Genomic DNA, 23,972 nt, shown 5'->3' with positions numbered 1-23,972 from the left:
CCGCGAACCACGTCCAACGCTCAGGATTCCTCTGGCGTGTGCGCCACCAGCCACAACGGCGAGTCCCCGCACTGCACCAGGCACTCGTCCCCCTGCCGCGCCAGGAGCGTGCCCGGAGCCGCCTGGGGGTCCTCGCCCCGCCACGCGCGCGTGCGCCGCACCCGCAGCCACCGGCCCTGCAACAGCGCGCGCGCATCCCCGTTGCCCTCGCGCCACGCGGCGAAGCGGCACGCCCGCACCTTCAAGTGCACGGAGCGCGCGGTGTCCCGCCAGTCGATGTCCCGGTACGCCAGGTCGAAGAAGGGCGCGGGCGTCGCCGCCGCGTCCACCTGCGCCTCCCCCACCTCCCCCCGGGCCACGCGCTCCAGCATCCCGGGCAGCAGCCGGCGCGCCGCGCGCATCATCTTCTCGAAGAGGACCTCCTCCGTGTCCTCGTCGATGACGGGGAACGTGCCCTGCACCAGCACCGGCCCGGTGTCGAACGTCGCGTCCATCCGGTGGAACGTGAGCCCCAACTCCCGCGCGTCGTCGCGCAGCGCCCAGCCCACCGGACACGGGCCCCGGTAGCGCGGCAGGAGCGACGGGTGCACGTTGATGGCCCCCAGCGGCGCCAGCGCCAACGCCTCCGGCGTCAGCTTCCACGGAAAGAAGAAGGACAGGATGAGGTCCGGCTTCAGCGCCGAAAGCCGCGGCGCCAGGTGCGCCCGCTCGCTCACCCACAGGACGTCCACCGACGGGGGCGCGGATTCGAACAACTGCCCCAGCTCCGCCCACCCCTCCATGTCCAGCGGCCGCAGGCCCCGCACGCCCGCGGGCACCACCAACGCCACCACCTCATGCCCCTGCGCTCGCAGCGACAACGTGAAGTCGTGCGCCACGGACGGGGCCACGGTCAGCAACACGATGCGCCAGCCAGACGCGGCACCGGGAGTCGGCATGGCCGTCTCCTAACAGCTCACACCCGGTGTGCGCCCGGCCTGCGTGTGACACCTTCCCAGAAAATGAAAACGCGCTCGCCCCGGGAGGGAGCGAGCGCGTGGATTCAGGCGGTTTCTGCCTGGACGCCGGAACTCAGACGGCCTTCAGGCGGGGCGTGCGCGTCTTGGGGGCGGCGGAGGCAGCGGCCTCGCGCAGCGCGTCCTTCTTGTCGGTGCGCTCCCAGGTGAAGTCCTTGTCGGAGCGGCCGAAGTGACCGTACGCGGCGGTCTTCTGGTAGATGGGCCGCAGCAGGTCCAGGTGCTCCGTGATTTCACGCGGACGCAGACCGAAGGTCTGGCGCACGGCGCGGGCAATCTGCTCCTCGGGCACGGTGGCCGTGCCGAAGGTCTCCACCATCACGCTGACGGGCTCCGCCACGCCGATGGCGTAGGAGACCTGCACCTCGCAGCGGCTGGCCAGCCCGGCGGCGACGACGTTCTTCGCGATGTAGCGGCCCATGTACGCGGCCGAGCGGTCCACCTTGGACGGGTCCTTGCCGCTGAAGGCGCCGCCACCGTGACGGCCCATGCCGCCGTAGGTGTCGACGATGATCTTCCGGCCGGTGACGCCCGAGTCGCCCATGGGGCCGCCGATGACGAAGCGGCCCGTGGGGTTGATGAAGAACTTGGTCTTGTTGTCGATGAGCTTCTTCGGCAGGACCTTCAGGATGACATCCTCGCGGATGGCCTCCGTGATCTTCTTGTTGGAGATCTCATCCGCGTGCTGCGTGGACACCACCACCGCGTCGATGCGGACCGGGCGGCCGTCCTTGTACTCCACCGTGACCTGGCTCTTGCCGTCCGGGCGGATCCACGGGTGGTTCTTGCGGCGCACCTCCGCCAGCCGGCGGGTCAGCGCGTGCGCGTAGTGGATGGGCGCGGGCATCAGCTCCGGCGTCTCGTCGCACGCGAAGCCGAACATCATGCCCTGGTCGCCGGCGCCCTGGTCCTTCTTGTTGTCCACGCCGCGGGCGATGTCCTGGCTCTGGCCTTCGATGGCCACCATGACGCCGCACGTGTTGCCGTCGTAGCCCATGGAGCTATCGGTGTAGCCGATGCGCGTGATGGTGGACCGGACGATCTTCGGGATGTCCACGTAACAGTTCGTCGTCACCTCGCCCGCGACGATGGCGAGGCCCGTCTTCACGAGCGTCTCCACGGCGACGCGCGCCTGCGGATCCTTGGCGATGATGGCATCGAGCACACCGTCGGAGATCTGATCGGCGATCTTGTCCGGGTGGCCCTCGGTGACGGATTCAGACGTGAACAGGAAGTCGGTAGGCATGTCTTCTCGGGCTTCGCGCTAATCCAGTGACGCAGCGCAGGGGGCGGACAGTAAACGTCCAGTCCCAACAGAGTCAAACCTGACGACAGGGCATCTTATTCGGGGTTGAGTCCATACGGGCGGGCGGCCCCAACGTGGGAGGTGAGGCCAGCGACCGGTTGAATTTTGTCCGTCGCGGCGCGTTCCCCTGGGCTACAGGACTCGCGCCGTTCTTCAGGAGGTCACCACCCATATGAACCTGAACGCCCACTTCCGCTCCCTCTCCGTGCTGGTTGCCGTCGCCCTCGCCGTGCCCGCGTTCGCCGCGCCCAACAAGGCGAACGACGCCATCACCAAGCCGGTGAAGACCGTGGTGCAGTCCGTGCGCTACGAGAAGGACCTCAAGGCCCTGGAGAACCTGGGCGGCGACCAGCAGGGCGCCTTCCTCCTCGGCGACGACTGGACCAAGGCCAGCGACGCGCAGAAGAAGGAATTCCTCCAGCTCTTCCACAGCCTCTTCGCGAAGCTCGCCTTCCCCAAGGTGCGCGAGAACTTCAAGAACCTGGACTCCATCACCTACGACGAGCCGCAGGTGACGGGCGACAAGGCGCTGGTGGGCTCCACCATCTTCATCAACCACCCGCTGAAGAAGCAGGAGATGAAGCTCAAGTATTCCGTGGAGAAGGTGGGCGCCGCGTGGAAGGTCGTGGACGTGTCCGTGCTGGGTGACTCCATGCTCACCGGCATCCGCGACGACCAGGTGCGCCCGCTCTTCAAGGAAGGCGGCTGGGACGGCCTGCTGGGCGCCATGCGTGCGAAGAACAACGAACTCGCTTCGGTGAAGCTGAAGTAATCCAGTCCCGGGCCGCGTCGAGCAGCCAGGCAACCAGGCCACCGTCCTCCCCCCGGGTTCCGGGGGAGGCGCGGGCCGGGTAGGCTCCGCGTCCCCCTCCCCCCGAGCGCCTGGCGAATGACTGTCTCCTCCCCCGCCCCGCGGCTTCTGGTCCGCAGTTTGCCGTCCGCCCGCGAGGTGGATGCCTTCTGCGTCCAGTACGCGCCCCGGGCACCCGGCCATCCCGCCGTGAGGGACCTGCTCCGGCTCCTGTCGGAGGTCCCTGACGACGGGCTGGACGCGCGCCTCGCGTGGGTGGAGCGGTGGATGCACTGGATGCGCGAGCGCATCCCCGCCCAGGGCCTGATGGACGGGGAGGACGCCACGCTGTCCGCGGCGAACTCCCGGCTGTCGCTGCTGGTGCGCGTGCTGGAAGGGGAAGCGCCGCTGCGCCTGGCCGTCACGAAGCTGGTGTCGGGGGTGTGCGCGGGCAGCCGGGGCCTGAAGCTCTTCGCCCAGGTGGGCCTGAGCGGCGGCAACGGCTTCTTCTCCGAGCTGACGGACCGCTTCGTGCGCGGCGTGCTGCCCCCGCCGCCGGAGCCCGGCAAGCTGTCGGAGCTGCTGTTGCGCCTGTTCCCGGTGCCGGAGGACGCGGAGTGGCTGGCCGCGCTGTCCCCGGCGCTGCTCGCGCGGCTGACGGTGCTCGTGGGCGACCCGCCGCCGCCGGACCCGTCCCCCACCGCCCGCGTGCGCGGCGACCTGCTGGACGCGCTGCTGCTCCTGGGCGTGCAGGTGACGGGCCTGGGGCTGGCGGAGGACGTGCGCGACCGCACCCCGGAGCTCGCCTTTCGCGCCTCGCCCTTCCTGCGGCTGCGGATGGTGTGTGACGCGGTGCTGGCGCGCGACGGGGCGCCGGACTCGCTGCGCGACCTGGAGCAGACGGAGGCGGACTGCCGGCGGGTGGTGGCCTCCGTCACGCGGCACCTGGAGCACTCGGGCGTCAGCGTGGACCTGGTGTACCGGCTGGAGCGCATCCGGCGCGGCCTGGACCGGATGGAGGCCATCGCGCGCGTGCTGGGCGCGGCCCGGGGTGAGCCGCGCTGGAAGGAGGCGCTGGAGCTCTTGTCGGACCTCCTGCGGCACGCACACGCGGACCGCTCCGTGCGCGCGCTGGTCCAGCGCAACGCGCGGCTGCTGGCGCGGAAGATCATCGAGCGCACCGGCAACACCGGCGAGCACTACATCACCTCGACGCCGGGCGAGTTCCACCGCATGGTGCACTCGGCGGCGGGAGGCGGGCTGCTCACCGCGTTCACCGCCGCGCTGAAGTTCTTCCTGGTCGGGCTGTCGCTGGCGCCCTTCTTCGCGGGCCTCTTCGCCGCGCTCAACTACGCCGGCAGCTTCGTGGTGATGCAGCTCCTGGGCTTCACGCTGGCCACCAAGCAGCCGTCGATGACGGCCTCCACGCTGGCGGCGGCCATCGAAGAGGACGCCGTCGAAAACGACGACCCCGACGACGCCACCGACGGGCGCATGGAGCGGCTGGCGGCGCTGGTGCCGCGCATCACCCGCTCGCAGCTGGCGGCGGCCCTGGGCAACCTGGGCTGCGTGCTGCCCGTGGCGGTGGCGTTGGCGCTGGGCTTCCAGCTCATCCGGGGCCACGCGCTCCTGTCGGTGGCGCAGGCCGAGCACGTGGTGGAGTCACTGCACCCCTGGCACAGCGCCACGCTGCTGTGGGCCGCCTTCACCGGCGTGCTGCTGTGGATGTCCAGCGTGGCCGCGGGCTGGTTCGAGAACTTCGTCGTCTACCGGCGCCTGCCGGAGGCGCTGGCCCACCACGGCGTCCTGCGCACCCTGCTGGGCGAGCGCAACGCGCGCCGCGTGGCGGACGCGCTGATGCGCCACGCGGCGGGCGTGGGCGGCAGCGTCACCCTGGGCGTGCTGCTGGTGGTGGCGCCCGGCATCGGGGGCTTCTTCGGCCTGCCGCTGGACGTGCGGCACGTCACGCTGTCGTTCGGCTCCCTGGCCTTCGCGGGCTGCACGCTGGGCCCGGCCGCGGTGATGGAGCCCGGCTTCCTGGCCGCCCTCCTGGGGGTGGGCGTCATCGGCATGCTCAACTTCGGCGTGTCCTTCGCGCTGGCCCTGGGGCTGGCCCTGCGCGCCCGGGACGTCCCCTTGCGCGAGGGCCTGCGCTTCGTGGGCGCGATGGGGCTGCGCTTCCTGCGCCACCCGGCGCCCTTCCTCATCCCTCCCCGCGAGGAGGGGGCGACCCACCCCGACGTGCTGGCCGTCCCCCTGGTGGGCCCTCCGGGGCGCTGACGGGGCGCATCGGGCCCGTAAGGCCCGGTTATTCCCGGGAGTTGGGAGGTCCGGACTCGCGCGGCGGTCAGGCGGACGGGCGTGCCCGGCTTCGCTTCCGGGCGGGGTGTTTTGTCGATAGGGTCCCGCGCCCATGAGCGGCAATCCCTCCTCGCATCCCCCGCCCCGCCTCGCCGTCGCCTACGCCGAGATGCTGGTCCGTCGCCCCGGCGCTGTCATGACCGTGCTGCTGCTGCTGCTCGGTCTGGCCGTCTGGGGCACGTCGAAGCTGACCATCAATTCGAACCAGCTGGACCTCATCTCCCAGGACCTCCAGGAGGTGAAGGACGTCAAGCGCGTCATCGACATGGTGGGCGGCAGCGGCTTCTTCATGGTCGCGCTGCGCGGCGACGACGAGGCCACGCTCAAGCGCGTCGCGGACGACCTGGCCGTGATGGTGGGCAAGGACAAGGAGCACGCGCGCTCGCTCACGTACAAGATTCCCGTCGAGTTCGTGCAGCAGAACATGGTGCTCTTCGTGAAGACGGAGGACCTGGCCGAGGGCAAGCGCCGCATCATGGCGTTCCTCAAGGATCAGATCCGCCGCAGCAACCCGTTCTACATCGAGATCAAGAAGACGGAGCCGGTGAAGCTGGACCTGCAGGACCTGGTCGACAAGTACTCCAGCGTTGGCAACAAGAGCATCGCGGACGACTACTACATCTCCCAGGACCGCAAGCTGCTGCTGCTCCTCATCAAGCCGATGTGGGACACGAACCAGATTGGCCAGACGAAGGACTACGTGGAGAAGCTGCGCAAGGACCTGGCGGACTACTCCCAGTCCAACGCCGGTGGCGTGCAGCTGGTGGAGGACTACTACAAGATGGGCGACAAGAAGACGGTCGCCTACGGCTTCACGGGTTCCTACAAGACGGCGGTGGACGACTCGTACGCCATCGAGGAGTCGCTCCAGCCGGTGACCATCCTGGCGCTGGTGGCCATCTTCGCCATCACCATCGCGTTCTTCCGCAAGTGGGCCCCCACGCTCATCGTGGTGAGCGGCACGGTGGCGGGCACGCTGTACACGCTGGGCTTCACCTACGTGGCGGTGGGTGAGCTGAACATGATCACCTCCATCCTGGGCGGCATCCTGATGGGGTTCGGCATCGACTACGGCATCCACTTCATCTTCCGCACGCGCCTGGAGCTGGGCGCGGGCAAGCGCTACGACGTGGCCATCCGCGACGCGGTCATCAACGCGGGCCGTCCGGCGCTGGTGTCCGCGGTGGTGGTGGCGGGCTCCTTCTTCGTGCTGATGGTGAGCGACTTCAAGGGCTTCTCCCAGTTCGGCGCCCTGGCCGGCACGGGCACGCTGGTGCTGGGCGTGACGCTGTTCTCCTGGTGCCCGGCGCTGCTGGCGCTTGCGGGCCGCAGGAACCCGGAGCTGCCGCAGAAGCTGATTGGCGTGATGAAGCCGCCAGCGGTGAACAACGCCTCCGGCAACGAGATGCGCATCCCGCGTCCGGGCCTGGTGCTGGCGGTGGGCTGCGTGGTGGTGGCGGTGGTGTGCGGCGCGGCCATCCCGTGGAAGGACGGCGAGCCCCCCGCGGGCGCGGACTTCTTCACGCGCCTGCCGTACGGCGTGCGCTTCAACTACAACACCCGCGCGCTGATGCCGGCCAACCAGCCGTCGGTGGTGCTGCAGGATGAAATCAACGACCGCTTCAAGATCGCCAGCGACCCGTTGGCCATCTACACCAAGGACCTGGCGGAGACGGAGGCCCTCTACAAGGAGCTGACGGCCGACCCGAAGAAGCGTCCCACCATCTCCCAGGTGATGAGCCTCTTCACCTTCGTGCCGCCGGAAGGCATCGCGCAGGCGAACACGAAGATCCTGGAGGAGTGGCAGGCGGAGCTGAAGGACATCGAGGTGTCGTCGCTGCCGCCGGAGACGCAGGAGAAGGCGCAGCTGTTCCTGAAGATGCTGGAGGCGCGTCCCTTCGACGTGCACCACGTGCCGGAAATCTACGCCACGCAGTTCCGCCACCTGCCCAGCACCCGCCCGGAGAACCACGGCTACCTCACGTTCATCTACCCGAGCGTGGACCTGTGGGACGGCAAGCAGATGCTCCAGTTCGCGGACCAGACGCGCTCCATCAAGGCCATGGTGACGCCGGGCAAGTTCACGGACGGGCCCCAGGGCACGCCGGTGGAGAAGGAGTTCCGCGCCGCGGGCGCCACGCAGCTGTACGCGTCGCTGGCGCGCATGGTGCTGAAGGACGCGAAGCTCACCATCATCCTCACCGCGCTGTGGATCCTCGCGATGCACTTCGCGGACTTCCGCAACGCGAAGCTGGCGCTGGCGTCCGTGATTCCGCTGACGGTGGGTCTGGCGATGATGCTGGGCTTCATGGCGCTGTTCGACATCCGCCTGAACTTCATGAACGTCATCATCCTGCCCATCCTGCTGGGCTTCGGCGTGAGCCACGGTCTGTACCTGCTGCACCGCTTCCTGGAAGGCACGTCCCCGCTGGTGGCGCTGCGCAGCGTGGGCGCGGCAGTGGCGTCCTCCACGCTGACGGCGGTCGCGGGCTTCGCGGCGCTGCTGGTGGCCGGCCACAACGGCGTGCGCTCCATGGGCATCATCGCCTGCATCGGCCTCATCACCACGCTGCTGGTGTCCTTCACGGTGCTGGCGGCGGTGATGCAGCTCATGCACGACAAGCGGCAGCGTGACGCGGGGCGCTCACCGTCGAACGGTTCGACGGGCGGCGGCGACGCGTCTTCCACACGCGCGGCCTGACAGCGCGGCAGAAGCGCTTAATATCCCGCGCCGGACCTGGGCCCCGCCTTCCCTGCCATGGGAAGCGCGGGGCTTCTTCTTGATTGAGGAGCTTCAAGCCATGGGGACGTTCAAGCGACTGGGGCCGGTGCTGGGCCTGATGATGCTGGCGGGCTGCGCGAGCGCGGTGAAGAGCCAGCGGCTGCGCGCGGACTACGCGACGGTGGACCGGCAGCAGGTGAAGCGGCTGGCGGTGGTGACGCAGCCGTTCCCCCCGGGCAAGCAGTACGTGGGTGACCTGTGGAGCCTCATCGCGCGGCAGTGGCTGAACCAGAACCGGGACTTCCTGGTGAAGGAGAACACGTCCCTGCCGGAGCGGCCTACGGACGCGACGTTCAAGGACCAGTGCGTGGAGGGGATTGAGGGCGTGCTGTGGTTGGATCCGCAGGTGAAGCAGGTGGGCGACGGGGCGGAGGTGGCGCTCAAGGCGCAGCTCATCCGTTGCCGTGACGGCGAAGAGGTGTGGGCGGCGGAGTCGGCGGGGAGCTGGGACTCGAAGGACGAGAAGTACAACGAGCGCGCGGAGCAGTACGTGAAGGAGCTGGGGCCGGACGTGGCGCCCTATGTGGTGCCTTCGTACAAGCTGCTGGTGGCGACGTTGGACACGCTGCCCAATCCCGAACTGAACGAAGCGGACAAGGACGAGAAGATCGAACTGGGCGAGTAGCGTCGCGTCCCAGTGGATCCCTTCGTCCTCATTGGTCGGTTGGTGCTGGCCACGTTCCTGGGCGGCATCCTGGGCGTGGAGCGCGAAGCGCGCAGCCAGAGTGCGGGGCTGCGCACGCACACGTTGGTCGCGCTGGGCTCGTGCTGTTTCACGCTCTCCAGCATCTACACGGAGTGGATGCTCCAGCCGGGCGTGTCGCCCGGCGGGTCGCAGGCGGACATCAGCCGCATCGCCAGTCAGATTGTGGTGGGCATCGGCTTCCTGGGCGCGGGCGTCATCCTGCGCGAAGGCGGCGCGGTGAAGGGGCTCACCACCGCGGCCAACCTCTGGGTGACCGCGGCGGTGGGACTGGCCTGCGGGCTGGGGATGTACCTGGCGGCGGGTGTCACGGTGGGACTGGCGCTGCTGTCCCTGGTGGTGCTGCGCCCCGTGGCCCGGGCGCTGACGCCCATGACCGGACGCCACGGCAGGCACAACGACGAAGACGGGGACCCTGCCAATGGCGAGGATCCCCGTCCGAAGTGAAGCGCCGGCCGCCCCCAGGAGCGAGGACACATGAAGCACATGGGACTGGCAGTGCTGCTCTTCACGGCGACGGGCTGCCTGCACCTGCACCGTCCGGCCCCCGTGGCGCCTCCGGAAGTCGCCCAGGGCATCCAGTTCCCGGAGTGGAGCAAGGCGGCGTCCACCACCCTGCAGGGCCCCCAACTCAAGGCCCTTCAAATCGCGCTGGACGACTTCATGCCTCCGGGACGGAACGCGCCTGGCGACGCGGACCCCATGACCCATTGCCTGTTCCAGCTCACGACCTACGACGCCTGGGTCCAGCCCGGCGACAAGATGACCTTCATCCACTTCACGCCCCTGGAAGATGAGCGCTGCGGGCTCAGGTCCGAGGTCATGGACGCCGGTGCGAGCTACGCCGTCAGCGACGACGGCGTCATCCTCAAACGCGAATGAGCCGCGAGGAAGCTCCTGCTTCCTCACGGCCCGGTCCCGAACCAGGGTGGGTGCCCCGCCCTACTCCATGGGCACCAGCGCGCCCGTCAGGTCGTGGGTGTAGGCCACCGGGCGGTGCGGCTTGAGGGCGCTGTCATCCTCGTCCGCTCCACCTTCGGCCAGCACCGCGCCCGGAAGGTGCGCCAGGTCCCGGCGCAGGTAGACGTCATCCCCGTCCAGGTCCGCGACGTCGCAGAAGCGCACCGGGTATTCCTTCTCGAAGACCCGCCCCTTCCCGATGGTGAAACCTCGCGGGTCCACCGCGACGATGCCGCCCAGGGCTTCACCGTCCCGGTCCCGCACCGTCATGCCCCGCTGAATGTCCGTTGCCTTGAACACGCTGCTGCCTCCTGCATCCGTGTCCGGCCAAAGTGTGCATTCCCCCTGGAAACGGCGACCCCCCATCTGCTGCCGCAACGGGGGGAGCAGTGCCGCCTACACGGACTCGGGCTCCACGTCGCGCAGCGAGGTCAGCAGCGAGCCCTCCGGGCCGCTGAAGCGCCGGTCCATCTCCGTGCGCACGTAGCGCTCAATCTCCTCCGCCGTCGTCAGCTCCATGGCGCCCTGGAGCATCTCCGTCGCCTCCCGGCGGCTCACCCGTCGCATCAGCCGCTTCACCACCGGAATCTGCCCAGACGTCATCGACAGCTCGTCGAAGCCCAGCGCCAGCAGCACCAGCGTGAAGAGCGGATCCCCGGCCATCTCGCCGCACATGGACACCGGGATGTTGGCACCCTTCGCCGCGTCCACGATGCCCTGGAGCATGCGCAGCACCGACAGGTGCAGCGGCCGGTAGAGGTACGCCACCTCGCGGTTCTGGCGGTCGATGGCCAGCGAGTACTGGATGAGGTCGTTCGTCCCGATGGAGAAGAAGTCCGCTTCCTGCGCCAGCCGGTCCGCGATGGTCGCCGCGCTCGGCGTCTCCACCATGATGCCCACCGGGAAGCGCTTGCCCACCGGCACCCCGGCCCGCCCCAGCGCCGTGCGGCACGCCTCCAGCTCGCTGCGGGCCTCCCGCAGCTCGCTCACCCCGCAGATGAGGGGGAACATCAGCCGCATGTTGCCGTGCACGCTCGCGCGCAAGAGCGCCCGGAGCTGCACCCGGAACAGCTCCCGATTGGACAGGCAGTAGCGGATGGCCCTCAACCCCATGGCCGGGTTGGGTTCCTTCTCGTGCTTCGTCTTGCCCGGCACCTTGTCGCCGCCCAGGTCCAGCGTGCGGATGGTGACGGGACGGCCGCCCATCGCCTCCAGCACCTGCTTGTAGGCGCGGTAGTGCTCCTCCTCCGTGGGCGCCGTCTTCCGGTCCAGGAACATGAACTCGGTGCGGTACAGGCCAATGCCCTCCGCGCCGTGCGCCAGCAGCGAGGGGATCTCCTCCAGGAACTCCATGTTGCCGTTGAGCCGGATGCGGAAGCCGTCCGTGCTCACCGCCGGCTGGTCCTTCGTGCTGAGCGCCAGCTGCTCGCTCTCCTGGTAGCGGCGCTGCTCCTCGCGGAAGAGCGCCAGCTGGTCCTCCGACGGGTTCACCAGCACCACGCCGCGCGTGCCGTCCATCGCGACCAGGTCGCCCGGGGAAATCTGTTCGCTCGCGCGCCCCGCGCCCACCACCGCGGGCGTCTCCCGCGCGCGGGCCACGATGGCCGTGTGGCTCGTCTGGCCCCCCAGGTCCGTGACGAAGCCCGCGACGCGGCCGCTGCGGGCCATCATCGCCGCGTCCGCGGGCGGCAGGTCGTGCGCCACCACGATGGCCTCCGCGGGGACCTCCACCTCCTCGTCCACCACCTGGCCCATCAGGTTGCGGATGATGCGGTCGGCCACGTAGTCCACGTCCGAGCGACGCTCGCGGAAGTACTCGTCCGGGATGTTGTCGAACAGGTGCTTTATCTTCCGGGCCGTGCGGCGCACCGCCCACTCCGCGTTGATGCGGTCCTCCACGATGAGGCGGTTCACCTCATCCACGAGCATGGGGTCGTGGAGCATCAGCCGGTGCGCTTCCAGGATGAGGGCGTGGTCGCTGCCCTCCGTGCGCGTGATCTGGTCCTTCAGCTCCGCGAGCTGGCGGTCGGATAAATCAATCGCCGTCTTCATCCGCATGCGCTCCGGCTCCACCTCGGCGTCGGCGAGGCGCAGCTTGGGCGTGCGGATGCGCTTGCGGTCGAGGATGAAGGCGTGGCCCACCGCTACGCCCGGGGAGGCGCCGATGCCCGTCAACCTGAGTGTAGGGGTGGCCTGGCTGCTCACGGTTCGTTCCCTGCCCTGGGAGGGGGTCTATCTTCCACGCTCACTGCGCTTCGCCAAAGCGGTCCGCGATGAGCTTTTTCAATTCGGACAGGCACGCGTCCGCGTCCTCGCCCTTGCAGGTGATGGTCACCTGCACGCCCTGCCCCGCCGCGAGCATCAGCACGCCCATGATGGACTTGGCGTTCGCGCGGTTGCCCTCCGCCGCGATGAAGACCTCGCTCTTGAAGCGGTTGGCCACCTTGACCATCTGCGCCGCGGCCCGGGCATGCAGCCCCAGCGCGTTGACGATCTCGAATGTTCCCTGGGCCTCGCTCGGCATCACGACTCCTGCTGCTGCTGTGGTTCGTCCACGCTAAAGAAAGGCCCCCGCCGCGCAGGCCAATCCCGCCGCGACATAGAGAACCATGTAGGTGGGGACCCGGCGACTGACGAGCACATAGGCCAGCACCCCCACCGCCAGGCAGCCCACCGACAGGAACACCGCCCAGGTGCCGCCCGCCGTCGCCCCGAAGCTCACCGCCAGCCACGCCGCCAGCCCTCCGGCGCTCGCGGCCGCCACGCCCCTCAGGCGCGCGCCCTTCGCGGGAAGGTTCACCCGCGCCACCGCCTCCACCAACCGGTCGCCCAGGCTCAGCCCCAGCCAGTACAGCCGGATGCGCAAGAGCAGGTGCACCAGGTTGTAGAGCACCAGGAAGAGCGCCACCGCCCACACGCCCAAGAGCGGCACCATCGCCGCGCACAGGCCGCCCACCGCGGGCTTGAGCGACAGCCAGAAGAACCCGTCCCCCAGCGCCGCCAGCGGCCCCATCAGCGCCGCCTTGAAGCTCACCACGCGGTCCGGCGTCTCCTCCCCCCGGGCGATCTTCTGCTCGTGGTTGACGACGCCGCCCACGATGGCCGCCGCCACGTACGGGTGCGTGTTGAAGAAGACCAGGTGCCGGCGCACCGCCGCCTCGCGCAGGGGCCCCGGCGGGTACAGCCGCTCCAGCGCGGGATACACCGCGTACGCGAGCCCCAGGTTCTGCATCCCCTTGGGGTTCCACGACGCCTGGAGGAAGAGCGAGCGCAGGAACACGCGCAGCACCGTGCCGCGCGACAGCCGCGCTGGCGGATGCGTGGGGGCACTCACCGTGGGAGCGACGGGCGTGGTGGTGCTCATGGCCGCTCCTGAAGCTTGGAGAGGAGCACCGCCACCGTGACGCCCGCCGCCGCGAGCCCCGCGAACAGGGGCGCGCGCTTCGCGTGGCTGCTCTGCGCGGCGATGGCCGCCGCCACGCAGGCCATGGCCGGGTATGCCCACGCCAGCCCACGCACCAGCCCCTGCGGCAGCACCGCCAGCACGGGCTCCAGGAAGAAGCCCGCCAGCGCGCACGCGCCGGTGATGGCGCCGTAGCCCGCGAAGTGCGGCCACATGCCCCACAGGTTCTGGCGCATGGCGCGCGTGAGATTGCCGGCCTCCGCGGACGCCAGGGCCACGCGGGCGAGCCGCGCGGAGTACCCCTCCAGCAGCCGGTCCAACCGGCGCCCCACCCGGCCCAGGCCGATGAAGAGCAGGACGGCCAGCGACCAGATGGCCGGCGTGGAGCCCGCGCCGGTGGCGGCCGTCAGCGTGGCGGCGGCGGCGGCGGTGCCGGTGGCCGCCAGCGTGTCGTTCTCCGGCAGCGAGGCGCCCAGGTTGGCGGTGCCCAGGTAGAACAGCTCCAGGAGCATGCCCACGGACAGGCCGCTGCCGACATCCCCCAGGAGGGCACCCATGAACGTGGCGGCCACCAGGGGCCGGGACAGCATGGCCTGGAGGAACGCCTTGCGCTCCACGGCCACCAATCCGCCCCAGAGACACGCCAGCGCCACCTGGGTCCAGCCGACGTTCACCGGTTCACCCGGCCTTCGACCAGCGCTCGGTCAAATCAGGCAGGTCCACCGACTTCTCCGCGGGCACCGCGCGCGCCTCCACGCGCACGCCCTGTTCGGAGAGCTGCTGGAGGGCCTGCAGCTCCCCTTCCGCCAGGAAGACGGACGGCGACACCTGACGGCGGCCGGTGCCGAAGTGCACGTTGCCCAGGTTGAGCTGGTCCATCACCAGCCCGTGCTGGAAGGCGAACGGCACGGAGGAGACGTCCCTCAGGAGCACCAGGGTGCGGACGCCGTCCTTCGACAGGGCGGCGAAGTCCACCTGGGCCAGGGGGAGGATCTGCACCTCGATGGCACTTTGCACGGCGAGCGCCATCGCGGCGCGAATGAGGGGACTGGAAGCCGCCTCATCATCCGCCACCACCACGCGGGACACCTTGAGGTGGGGGAGCCAGGCCTCGACGACCTGACCATGGATGAGGCGGTTGTCGACGCGGACCAGGGTGATCACGGCAGTCTCGAATCGCCGACCCGCGCGGGTCCGTCAAGTTCGCGGCTGCTGCTGGGCCTCGCGAAGCAGGGCGGACGCACAGGTGATGTTGCGCTGGCCGTACGACGCCAGCTGGTTGGCCATCTCCGAAAGGGCCATCTGCTCCGAACGGAGCGAATTGGCCTTCAGCAGCATGGGCAGATTGACGCCGGCCAGGACTTCCAGATTCATCCGCTGACACATCATCAGCGATTCCTTACAGGGCGTACCTCCGAACAGGTCGGCCATGATGATGACGCCGTCCCCTTCGTCCACGGTCTTGACGGCCAGCTTCATCTTGGCGCGCAGGTCCTCGACAGGGGCCCCCGGCTCGATGCTGCAAGTCGCCACCGCGGGCAGCTTGCCCACGATCTGCTCCGCGGTTGAGACCAGCTCATCCGCCAGACGTCCATGCGATGCGATGACGAGGCCGACCATGATCACCCCTGACCAACCCCCCGGAGATTTTGCGTTCCTACGCCCATCAACGACGTGACGCAACTCCGGTGAGTTTTTCGCCTGCACCTGGGACCGCTACACCCCAACCGCTTCGACTCGAAGGTAAGGCGACTGCGCTCACCATGCCTGGAATTTCAGGTCCGGGGAAGGGACAGGATGTCGTCTGCCGGACGGGGGGACGGGCGCGATCTCCCCACACTTGTAGAGATGCCCTGCCGCCCCCAACGGTGCGTGCCCTGAAGGACGAGTCCGCCGTTCCCGCTCGGTGGGTAGGAAGGCGGCCGAGCTCCTCCCGTCGCCCGGGAGCCCTGGCGCCTGGAAACAACGGGATGGGACGCGGGTCCAGGGGTACTCGGGAGCGCGGGGTGCGGGGACCTGTAACGTCGGGTGTGTTTCAGGGCACGACCAGACGCGCCCGCTGCTCGGCTGGCCGGATGCGCACGGTGGCGCCCGCACCGAAGGCGAGGAAGTCCTCCTCCATGCCGTCGCTGAAGATGACGCCCCCCTGGGGCATCCGCGATTCGAGCACCAGTTCGTCCTTCGCGGTGACGAAGCCGCCGACGAGGTTCGCGCTGGAGTGACGGCTGACGAAGGGCTCGCGCACGACGAAGGCGAGCCGCGCCTCCTCCCACCCGAGCTTCCACGGCTGCCCCGGCGTCCCGCCCGTCTGCTGGGTGAGGCCGCGCGCCAGGGCGAACACGGAGGACAACCACCCGCTGGAGCCCGCGCCGGTGGACACGAGCACGCCGCTGGACGACTGCGCCTCCTCCTTCCCGCCGAAGCGCAGCTGGTAGCGGGCGGAGACGTGCGTGCGCGCGCCGACGAACAGGTCGTTGAAGGCGAGCAGCCGCTGCCCGTCCCCCAGCTTCGCCTCCGCGAGCTGCACCTGGCTGAAGTGCCCCCTGCCCTCCAGCACCCGCTGCACGGCGGCCCGGGCCTTCGCGGGGAGGAAGGGCAGGAGCACCCCGTCGAAGTGCTCGGGGTCCGGGTTGACGCCCACGAGCGGCTGGTCGCCCACGTACTTGGCCACGTTGGCGACCAGCCCGTCCTGCCCCACCGCCACCACGATCTCCTTGCCGGTGAAGAGAAAGGTGGGCACGAGCGAGCGGTCCACCTGCTGCACCGGCAGCCCCACGTCCAGTTGCGCGCGCAGGGCGTCCACCGCGCGGCGGTACGTATCGTCCTCTTCCTCGAAGCCCGTGAAGTCCTGGCCGGCGCGCTCCACGTAGAACTTCGCCTGCTTCTTCGTGTTGAAGCGCACCACCAGGTCCGACAACCGCGTCTTGCGCGTGACGAGCACCACCTTCTCGAACATGGCGTGCCTCTCTTGGCTTCAGGGGTTCAGCGGTCGCGAGGGTCGAAGGTCTGCACGGCAGCGCGGCCGGGCTTCGGGGGCTTGTGGCCACCGCCCGGATTCAGGAGGCGGCCGGTGTTGGGGTCGATGTTGGGGGTCGGCTCCGGGTCGTTGCCGCGCGGGGGCGTGTTCGACATGAGCGAGCGCAAGAGGTCCGGGGACACGTTGAGCTCGCCGATGCGCTGGGCGTTCTCGCCCATCTCGCGGAAGGCCAGGGCGATGTTGAGGGCCGGGTCGCCGCCGTTGGACGACGTGGCCATCAGCGTCCTCCAGTCCATGCCGCGCACGGGCGCGAGCGTCTGCTCCAGCGAGTACGCGCGCGCGTCCGCGGACTGGCGCTCGTTCTGGACCCAGCGCTCCATGAGGGCCGAGCGCTGCTCCTCCACCGCGATGTCCGCGGCCATCTTCGCCTCGCGAATCTGGCGCTGGCGCTCCTCCACCACCAGCTCCGTGGCCAGCTCGCTCTCCTTGATGCGCCGCTCCTGCTCCACGGCCGCGTTGCGACGGGCGTAGATGGCCTCGTCCGCTTCGCGCTGGAGCCCCTCGCGCGCGGCGGCCTCCAGGGCGCGCGCCATCTCCGGCGTGGGCTGGATGGAGAGCACCGAGAAGGCCATCACCTGCACGCCCAGCGCCTTCACGGCCTCCGCGTCCGCCAGGCCCGCCAGCACCTTGGACTCCAGCGCGTCCGAGTGCACCAGCACCTCGCGCAGGCCCAGCGACTGCACCACCGCGCGGGCGCGCACCTGGGCCGCCTGCACCAGCCGGTCCGCCAGCTTCTCCGGGTCGTCCGAGCGGTAGCGCCCCCCGGGCGTCACCGAGTAATCCAGGAGCCCCGCCAGCCGGCGCGGCTCCTCGACCCGATAGGTCAGCTGGCCCTGGATGGTGACGGGCTGGAAGTCACGGGTGACCTCGTTGAAGGCGAACGGCACGTCCGCGCTCGACAGCGGCACCGACACCAGCGTCGTCGCGGGCTTCCAGTAGAGGAAGGACAGGCCCGCCCCCTCGCGGACCACCTCCCCGTCCCGGTACTGCATCACGTACGTGGTCGGCGTCGACTTCATGTACCCGAAGAACATCGGTGCTCCCCCTCACTCACTGCGTTCCATTCGTGTATTTCCGACACCATCTTAGTGTCATCCGTACACGTTCGCAAATGGAAATGTGGAAACGGGGGCGCGGCGTGGATGGCGGTGGACGGGCGCGTCGGGGCGTCCTTGAATCGGGGGCATGGCGCGCAAACTCGGGGAGCAGTTGGTCCTGGACGGGGTGTTGACCCCGGAGTTGTTGAGCCGGGCGCTCGCGCGGCAGCAGGAAACGGGTCAGAAGCTGGGCGAGTGCCTGGTGCGGCTGGGCGTGGATGAGACGCCGGTGTTGCGGCTGCTCGCGCAGGAGTTGAAGACGCGCTTCGTGTCCACGGAGAAGCTGGCGCAGGCGAAGGTGGACCCGGCGCTGCTGGAGCGGGTGCCGGTGCGGCTGGCGGAGGGCTTTGACTTCATGCCGCTGCGGCTGGCGCAGGACGTGCTGTACGTGGCCATCTCCGAGCCTCAGCGGGCGCGGGCGCTGGAGGAGATCGCCAAGACGGTGGGCGTGGCGCAGGTGCTGCCGTTCGTGGCGGTGCGCCGGTCCATCCGCGCGGCCATCCGCAAGCACTACTACGCGGACCTCCAGGCCTTCGAGCACCCGCCGGAGGACCTGGTGTGTCCGCACTGCGGCGCGCCGAGCAAGCCGGGGGACTTCCAGTGCGCGCGCTGCGAGCTGCTGCTCGTGCGCAGCGTGGAGGACCTGCCGCCCCGGGACAACGTGTCGCTGGTGCGGGCGCTGCTGACGCAGCCGGAGCAGACGGGCGCGCGCGGGGTTCCCAAGCCTTCGCAGCAGGAGGCGACGCGGGTGGTGTCCTTCCAGGCGAAGACCAAGGCGGGGGGACCGCCGGTGCGGCCGGTGATTGTCGGCGGCCTGGACATCGCGCGCATGAACCTCAGTCCGTTCGAGGCGTACGTGCTGTCGATGGTGGACGGACGCACGGCCCTCTCCGAGATGGCGCTCATCACACAGGTCACGGAGGTGGAGCTGCGCGCGCTGTTCGAGTCCCTGTCGGAGCGCGGGGTGACGAAGCTGGTGGGCACGCTGGCCTCCGCCGAGGTGGAGGCCCGGGGTGAGGTCGCGCCGGCTCCGGTCCAGGCGGTGCGGGCGGCTCCGGCTCCAGTGGCTCCGGCCGCTCCGGTGGCTCGGACCCCGGCACCGGGTGCCAACGTGGCGGCGACTCGGACGCAGGCGCCGTTGCCGTCCGTGTCGCTGGCGGGCGCGTTGGCGGCGAAGCCCGCGGCTCCCCGTGCGGAGGACACCCGGGAGGAGGTGCTTCAGCGCGTCGTGCGGCTGGAGCGCGCGGGGAAGATGACGGAGGCGCTGGACCTGCTGGAGCGCAGCATCGCGCTTCTGGCCCAGCCCGCGCCGCTCTACAACCGCATGGGGATGATCGTCCTCAACCACCACCGCGACTACACCCGCGCCTCCGCGTTCTTCCAGAAGGCCGCGGACCTGGAGCCGGAGAACAGCGTCTACACGATGAATTTGTACTCCGTGCTGTGCATCACCGCCGATGCCACCAACGCGGGACAGAAGAAGAAGCCCAAGCGTTGAGGACTCCATGACCACCCGCTCCCCCGCCGAGTCCTACCTGCTCGACTTCCATGGTCGCCTCGCGGGAGTGACCGCGCGCTGGTTCGCGACCGCGCCCGTGCTGCGGGAGGGCGCGGCGTTTCCCTCCACCTATTCGCTGCTGGAGGCGGTGGTGCCTCGGGATGCCGGGCCACGGGTCGTGCTCGATCTCGCCTGTGGCGACGGGCATCTGTTGGAGCTGCTCGCGAAGAGGGAGCAGCCGGGGCTGTCGCTGCTCGGGCTGGACATGAGTGAGCATGAGCTCGCGGCGGCACGGGCCCGGTTGAAGGGCGCGGCGACACTGCACGCGGGACGGGCCCAGGCACTTCCCTTCGCGGATGCCAGCGTCGACGTCGTGCTGAGCCACCTGGCGCTCATGTTGATGGATGACGTGGAGACCGTGCTCGCGGAGATCCGCCGCGTGCTGAAACCCGGGGGGACGGTGTCCGTGGTCGTCGGTGGCGACATGGTGCGCGGCGATGCGGTGGAGTGCTTCGCGGGACTCTTGCGCCCCTTGATCATGGCGGAGTCCCAGCCGTGGCTGCCGCTGGGCGACCCGCGGGTTCGCTCCGTGGAGGGGCTGAAGGTGCTCTTCCGTGAGGGGTTCGTGGACGTCACGGTCCAGGACCTCGTCGTCCAGGGAGATGGAGAGCCCCGTTCGGTCTGGGACTCGCTTCGCACGACGTATGACGCGGACCGGTTGTCTCCGGGAGCACAGGCGTCACTCGAAGCCGCGTTCCTCCAGGCTGTGGAGCCCCTGCGACGCTCGGATGGCACCGTGTCCTGCCGCTGGGGCATGCGGCAGTTGACGGCCACATCACGGCTTCCTTGAGGCAAGGGGAGCCCTGTTCCTGCCCCAGCCTGAACTACGCGGACGGCGTCCACGGGACGATGCGCAGCGCGCTGCCGTCTTCCGTGGGCTTCGCTTCGTGGAGCGTCATCGCGAAGGTGCCCGTCGCCGCGTCGCGCGTGTGGTGCACGATGAGCGTCACCATGGGGATTCCCGGCATCGCTTCCGTCATCCAGGCGTAGCCGTCCTCCGGCGTCTTCGCCTCCAGCACGCACGCCGTACCGTGCCCCGTGAGCGCTCCGTTACAGAGGAGCTCCAGGTCCGCCAGCGTGCGCACCTCGTCCGCGAAGAGCAGGTCCGGGTCCTGCCGCAGGAACGACCGCACTGCCTGCGCCACCGTCAGTTCCTGCCCCACCCGCACCATGCCGATGGCGCCCCCCGTCCCTCCCTTCGGCTCCTCCACCGCCGCCAGCGCGTGCACGTTGTCGGGCAACGCATCCATCAGGGCTCGCAGGGTCGTGCTGCGGCCCGTTCCGGACGCTCCCGTGAGCAGCACCACCTGACCGTTGAAGAGCGACTTGTTCAACTCCCGGAAGTACGCCTCCAGGAACCTGCCCGCGTCCTCCGCGAGCGGCAGGCTCGTGATGCTCGGGAACGCCTGACGCGTCTCGCGGCTTCTCGCCAGCGCCGTGGTCCACGTGCCCAGTGCGTCCTCGCGGAAGGACACCCGGAACATCAGGTCCGGATCCTCGGAGCCCGCCGGGAAGGACACGCTGCCTCGGTCGGGCAGCCTCGGATCCGCGCCGCGCTTCGCGCAGGCCACCAGGGCCTGCCCCAGCGGACGGTACAGGGCGTAATCGATGGGCTGCCGCACCGGCACCCGCTCCGAGCCCAGCAACCCGACCCGGTCCGGCGAGTCCTCCCTGATGAAGAAGAACGTGATGCCCGCGTTGATCCGCAGCTTCTGCGCCGTCACTGCGTCAGCGTCCTCGCGGTCGTTCCCCTCGCCCGCGCCATCCGCCGCGTTGGCCTCGGCGCTGCCCGTATCGTCCTCGCCGTCCTCGGCCTCGCCCGCGTCGCCCTCGCCCTCGTCGTAGTCCTCCGCCGCCCAGACGGAGAACAGCGCCGCGCCCGTCCCCGCCGCCACCTCGAAGAGGGCCGCCGCCAGTGCCTCCGGCGTCGTCGGTGACGCGGGGACCCGCACCGGCTTCCGGCCCGCCTCCCCCAACTGCTTCAGCAGGCCGGCGAACACGGCCTGCGGCGTGGACGGCAGGGGGGGCTTCGGGCTCGGGTTCTTCATGGGACGCGGACGATGGCACGGCCCGTTCCGCCCCGGCCATGACAGAAGGCGCGGCCCCTCCACTCCCCGGACGGCCCGGACCGTCCCGGCTGCAAGCCTGCCGCATGGCCGAGCAAGTTGGCCTCACGAAGGGGGATCCCCTCCAGCAGGCGCTTGGGTAACATCGCTTGATGTTCAGGCGTCTCACCAACGCGCTGCGACGGCTGTGGCGGAGGCCCACCGAAAGCAGCCCCCCCGACCGGAAGGAACTGCCTGGAGGTACCGAGCCCGCCGTCCCGCCCCGGCGCTCTCGCGCCTCGGTCGCGGAGGAGCCCTCTCCCCAGGCCCGGCACGGCACCAGCCGTCCCCGTCGCCCCGCCGTGCGCATCGTCGCGCAGGGCAGCACGTCCCGCGCCAACGTCCGCAAGACGGCGCGCCGCAGCCTCCCCGCCCTCTTCTACGACCTGCACGACGACTTCCGCGCCCCCGGCCGCTGGGAGCCCGGAGACCCTCGGGGCCTGGATGACAAGGTCGTGGGCGATGTGTGGATGTTCACCGCCGGGCACCCCGTCGCCGTCGACGGCCCCATGCGCATCCCCAACGAGGCCCGGATGTCCCCGCTGGACTTCTCGCTCGCCGGGGCGGGCCTCACGCCCGTGGTGCACCCTCGCGTGGCCGCCGTCTTCGCGCGTCTGGCGCCCGGTGACGTGCAGTTGCTCCCCGTGGACATCGAGGGCCAGCGGGAGCCGTACTTCCTCCTCGTCGCCACGCGCCTCATCCGCTGCGTCGACGAAGCGGCGTGCGTGGAGGCCCACCGCTACGGCCCCGGGGATGGCCTGCCCGAGCGCGTGGGCCAGTACCGCTCCGTGCGGGGCCTGAGAATCGACCCGACCCAGGTGGACCGCGCCCGCGTGTTCCGCCCCTGGGGCTGGCCCGTCACCCTCGTCGTCTCCGAGGTCGTGAAGGAAGCCCTCGAAAAGGAGGGCGTCACCGGCGCGCGCTTCACCCCGGTGACGGACACCCGGCACTGAAAGCAGCGCCGGGACAGGGCTACTCCTTCTCGATGTCCCGGTCCCAGAGCTGCACGCGGCCGTAGTCCTCCGACAGCCGCCGCACCATCTCCGCCGCCAGCGCCACCGAGCGGTGCTTGCCGCCCGTGCACCCCAGCGCCACCGTGAGGTACGCCTTGCCCTCCTTCTGGTAGCGCGGGAACAGGAACCGGCAGAGGTCCACGACCTTCTCCAGGAACTGCTGCGTCTCCTCCCGCTCCAGCACGTACGCGGCCACCTTGGGCACCTTGCCCGTGAGCCCCTTCAGCTCCGGCACGAAGTAGGGGTTGGGCAGGAAGCGCACGTCGAAGACGAGGTCCGCCTGCGGCGGCACGCCGTACCGGTAGCCGAAGGACATGATGGACAGGCTGGGGCCCGTCGTCGGCTCCGGGCTGAAGCGCCCCTGCACCATGCGCTTCAGGTCGTGCACGTTGAGCGCCGACGAGTCGATGACCTGATCCGCCAGCTCGCGCAGGTCCTTGAGGGCCTCGCGTTCGGCGCGGATGCCCTCCGCCACCGTGCCCTCCGGGGCCAGCGGGTGGCGGCGTCGCGTCTCGCTGAAGCGGCGCAGGAGGCTGTCGTCGCTGGAGTCCAGGAAGAGCACATCCACCTGGTGACCCGCGCGGCGCACGTCGGCCAGCACGCGGGGGGCGTCCTTGAGGAAGATGCCCTCGCGGACGTCCACCACCAGCGCCATGCGCTCGATGTTGCCTCCCCCCGCCAGCTCCGTGAGCTTGGGCAATAGGAGCACCGGCAGGTTGTCGATGCAGAAGAACCCGGCGTCCTCCAAAGCGCGGATGGCGGTGGACTTTCCGGATCCGGACATGCCGGTGATGACGATGATCTGCTTCGCGGGGGCGGTCACTCGACCTCTTCTCCCAGATTGCGGCGCATCGCCCCCTGGGCGATGGCTCGATTGAGTCGTTCGGCGAATTCCCTCGCCGAGTGGTGGCCCTGCAGCTTCAACAACTGATTGCGGGCCGCCACCTCCACGATGGTGGCCATGTTGCGTCCGGGACGCACGGGGACGACCGACAAAGGTATGTCCACACCGACGATTTGCAGGTGCTTGTCCTCCACGCCCAGACGGTCGTACTCCTGGTGCGGATCCCACTCCTGCAACTCGATGACAAGCTCTATCTTCTTCTGCTCCCGGACGGCGGACACTCCGAACAGGTCCTTGATGTTGATGATGCCCAGGCCCCGAATCTCCATGTGGTGCTTGATGACCGGGTTGCCCGCGCCGTAGACGGCCCCCTTCCTCCGGGTGACGTCCACGATGTCGTCCGCCACCAGCCGGTGGCCCCGCATCACCAGGTCCAGGGCGATTTCACTCTTGCCGATGCCGCTCTTGCCCAGGAGCAGGATGCCCACGCCGAACACGTCCATCAACACCCCGTGCAGGCTGCTGGACTCCGTGAGCGCGTCCTCCAGGAACATCTGCACGCGCTGGATGAACTCGCTGGAGAGCAGCGGCGTCTTCATCAGCGACAGGCCCGCGGCCTCGCACGCGTCCACCAGCGCCTTGGGAGCGTCCAGCGCCTTGGTCACCACCACACAGGCCAGGTCCTCCTCGCCGAAGAGCTTGGCCAGCGACGCGCGCTGACCCTCTTCCGGCAGGGTGGCCAGGTAGGAGATCTCCGTGTTGCCGAACACCTGGACGCGGTGCGGGTGCAGGTGTTCGGTGAAGCCCGCCAGCGCCAGGCCCGGCTTCTGGATGCGCGAGGAGTCCACCGTGCGCTTCAGGCCCTGGGCGCCCGCCATCAGGGTGAGCCGCAGGTCGTGGCCCTCGTCCTCGAGGAGCTGGGAGATGCGAATGGATTTCATCGTCGGGACGTGGATATCACCCACCGGCCTCCGGAGGTGAACCCCGCCGTGCCCCC

General features: G+C 69.7%; 23 protein-coding genes. 9 read left to right on the top strand and 14 right to left on the bottom strand.

Annotation, left to right across the window (positions count from 1 at the left end):
* Positions 1-20: 20 nt before the first annotated feature.
* On the bottom strand, positions 21-938 hold the full coding sequence (locus D7X74_RS21595) for a methionyl-tRNA formyltransferase (protein WP_120534881.1): 918 nt from the start codon (positions 936-938) through the stop codon (positions 21-23).
* 133 nt (positions 939-1,071) lie between these two features.
* Positions 1,072-2,262: a methionine adenosyltransferase gene (gene metK / locus D7X74_RS21590; protein WP_120534880.1), complete on the bottom strand. Its 1,191-nt coding sequence runs from the start codon at positions 2,260-2,262 to the stop codon at positions 1,072-1,074.
* Positions 2,263-2,500: 238 nt separating this feature from the next.
* On the opposite strand from metK, the gene D7X74_RS21585 reads away from it, so the two are divergent.
* The 6 genes from D7X74_RS21585 to D7X74_RS21560 all read left to right on the top strand — a co-directional run bounded on the left by D7X74_RS21585 (position 2,501) and on the right by D7X74_RS21560 (position 9,840).
* The gene (locus tag D7X74_RS21585; RefSeq protein WP_120534883.1) at positions 2,501-3,094 is read left to right on the top strand and encodes an ABC transporter substrate-binding protein; all 594 of its coding nucleotides are present in this window, start codon (positions 2,501-2,503) and stop codon (positions 3,092-3,094) included.
* Between the two features lie 159 nt (positions 3,095-3,253).
* Entirely contained in the window at positions 3,254-5,392 is a 2,139-nt protein-coding gene (locus D7X74_RS21580) for a site-specific recombinase (protein WP_233602190.1), read from the top strand.
* 133 nt (positions 5,393-5,525) lie between these two features.
* Complete coding sequence (locus D7X74_RS21575) at positions 5,526-8,174, top strand: RND family transporter (RefSeq protein WP_120534878.1); 2,649 nt, start codon at positions 5,526-5,528, stop codon at positions 8,172-8,174.
* Between the two features lie 100 nt (positions 8,175-8,274).
* Positions 8,275-8,880: an MXAN_6521/LA_1396 family lipoprotein gene (locus tag D7X74_RS21570; RefSeq protein WP_120534877.1), complete on the top strand. Its 606-nt coding sequence runs from the start codon at positions 8,275-8,277 to the stop codon at positions 8,878-8,880.
* Positions 8,881-8,892: 12 nt separating this feature from the next.
* Positions 8,893-9,405, top strand: a complete 513-nt coding sequence (locus tag D7X74_RS21565; protein WP_120534876.1) for an MgtC/SapB family protein — start codon at positions 8,893-8,895, stop codon at positions 9,403-9,405.
* Between the two features lie 30 nt (positions 9,406-9,435).
* A complete protein-coding gene (locus D7X74_RS21560; RefSeq protein ID WP_120534875.1) occupies positions 9,436-9,840 on the top strand; it encodes a hypothetical protein in 405 nt (134 codons plus the stop codon).
* A 60-nt stretch (positions 9,841-9,900) separates the two neighbouring features.
* Here D7X74_RS21560 and D7X74_RS21555 read toward each other — a convergent pair whose 3' ends face one another.
* The 9 genes from D7X74_RS21555 to D7X74_RS21515 all read right to left on the bottom strand — a co-directional run bounded on the left by D7X74_RS21555 (position 9,901) and on the right by D7X74_RS21515 (position 17,392).
* Entirely contained in the window at positions 9,901-10,218 is a 318-nt protein-coding gene (locus tag D7X74_RS21555; protein WP_120534874.1) for a hypothetical protein, read from the bottom strand.
* 96 nt (positions 10,219-10,314) lie between these two features.
* On the bottom strand, positions 10,315-12,123 hold the full coding sequence (ptsP, locus tag D7X74_RS21550) for a phosphoenolpyruvate--protein phosphotransferase (RefSeq protein ID WP_120534873.1): 1,809 nt from the start codon (positions 12,121-12,123) through the stop codon (positions 10,315-10,317).
* 40 nt (positions 12,124-12,163) lie between these two features.
* Positions 12,164-12,442, bottom strand: a complete 279-nt coding sequence (locus D7X74_RS21545; RefSeq protein ID WP_120534872.1) for an HPr family phosphocarrier protein — start codon at positions 12,440-12,442, stop codon at positions 12,164-12,166.
* Between the two features lie 33 nt (positions 12,443-12,475).
* The gene (locus tag D7X74_RS44295; protein ID WP_120534871.1) at positions 12,476-13,282 is read right to left on the bottom strand and encodes a PTS system mannose/fructose/sorbose family transporter subunit IID; all 807 of its coding nucleotides are present in this window, start codon (positions 13,280-13,282) and stop codon (positions 12,476-12,478) included.
* Positions 13,279-13,995, bottom strand: coding sequence for a PTS sugar transporter subunit IIC (locus D7X74_RS21535; RefSeq protein ID WP_120534870.1), 717 nt, complete (start codon positions 13,993-13,995; stop codon positions 13,279-13,281). Before D7X74_RS21535 ends, D7X74_RS44295 begins: the two co-directional genes overlap by 4 nt.
* Positions 13,996-13,999: 4 nt before the next feature.
* Positions 14,000-14,485 carry a PTS sugar transporter subunit IIB gene (locus D7X74_RS21530; protein WP_120534869.1) on the bottom strand — a complete coding sequence of 162 codons (486 nt, stop codon included), beginning with the start codon at positions 14,483-14,485 and terminating at the stop codon, positions 14,000-14,002.
* 33 nt (positions 14,486-14,518) lie between these two features.
* A complete protein-coding gene (locus tag D7X74_RS21525) occupies positions 14,519-14,941 on the bottom strand; it encodes a PTS sugar transporter subunit IIA (protein WP_120534882.1) in 423 nt (140 codons plus the stop codon).
* Positions 14,942-15,356: 415 nt separating this feature from the next.
* Positions 15,357-16,277 carry an NAD+ kinase gene (locus D7X74_RS21520; RefSeq protein ID WP_120534868.1) on the bottom strand — a complete coding sequence of 307 codons (921 nt, stop codon included), beginning with the start codon at positions 16,275-16,277 and terminating at the stop codon, positions 15,357-15,359.
* A 26-nt stretch (positions 16,278-16,303) separates the two neighbouring features.
* Positions 16,304-17,392, bottom strand: coding sequence for an SPFH domain-containing protein (locus tag D7X74_RS21515; protein ID WP_120534867.1), 1,089 nt, complete (start codon positions 17,390-17,392; stop codon positions 16,304-16,306).
* 151 nt (positions 17,393-17,543) lie between these two features.
* Here D7X74_RS21515 and D7X74_RS21510 point away from each other — a divergent pair, with 151 nt between their 5' ends.
* The gene (locus D7X74_RS21510) at positions 17,544-18,953 is read left to right on the top strand and encodes a general secretion pathway protein GspE (protein ID WP_120534866.1); all 1,410 of its coding nucleotides are present in this window, start codon (positions 17,544-17,546) and stop codon (positions 18,951-18,953) included.
* 7 nt (positions 18,954-18,960) lie between these two features.
* A complete protein-coding gene (locus D7X74_RS21505) occupies positions 18,961-19,803 on the top strand; it encodes a class I SAM-dependent methyltransferase (RefSeq protein WP_120534865.1) in 843 nt (280 codons plus the stop codon).
* Positions 19,804-19,837: 34 nt separating this feature from the next.
* On the opposite strand, the gene D7X74_RS21500 is transcribed toward D7X74_RS21505, so the two are convergent.
* The gene (locus tag D7X74_RS21500) at positions 19,838-21,061 is read right to left on the bottom strand and encodes an ATPase, T2SS/T4P/T4SS family (RefSeq protein WP_120534864.1); all 1,224 of its coding nucleotides are present in this window, start codon (positions 21,059-21,061) and stop codon (positions 19,838-19,840) included.
* A gap of 170 nt (positions 21,062-21,231) precedes the next feature.
* On the opposite strand from D7X74_RS21500, the gene D7X74_RS21495 reads away from it, so the two are divergent.
* Entirely contained in the window at positions 21,232-22,071 is an 840-nt protein-coding gene (locus D7X74_RS21495) for an imm11 family protein (RefSeq protein ID WP_120534863.1), read from the top strand.
* Positions 22,072-22,090: 19 nt separating this feature from the next.
* On the opposite strand, the gene rapZ is transcribed toward D7X74_RS21495, so the two are convergent.
* Together rapZ and hprK are read right to left on the bottom strand one after the other, a co-directional pair.
* Positions 22,091-22,954, bottom strand: a complete 864-nt coding sequence (gene rapZ / locus D7X74_RS21490) for an RNase adapter RapZ (protein WP_120534862.1) — start codon at positions 22,952-22,954, stop codon at positions 22,091-22,093.
* Positions 22,951-23,916 (bottom strand): HPr(Ser) kinase/phosphatase, encoded by a 966-nt coding sequence (gene hprK, locus D7X74_RS21485; protein WP_120534861.1) that lies wholly within the window; start codon positions 23,914-23,916, stop codon positions 22,951-22,953. Before hprK ends, rapZ begins: the two co-directional genes overlap by 4 nt.
* Positions 23,917-23,972: the final 56 nt, after the last annotated feature.

The sequence above is a fragment of the Corallococcus sp. CA047B genome, from assembly GCF_003612065.1.
Lineage (GTDB): Bacteria > Myxococcota > Myxococcia > Myxococcales > Myxococcaceae > Corallococcus > Corallococcus praedator.
Note: the sequence above shows the minus strand (reverse complement) of the source record. Positions and strands in the feature narration are given on the sequence as shown.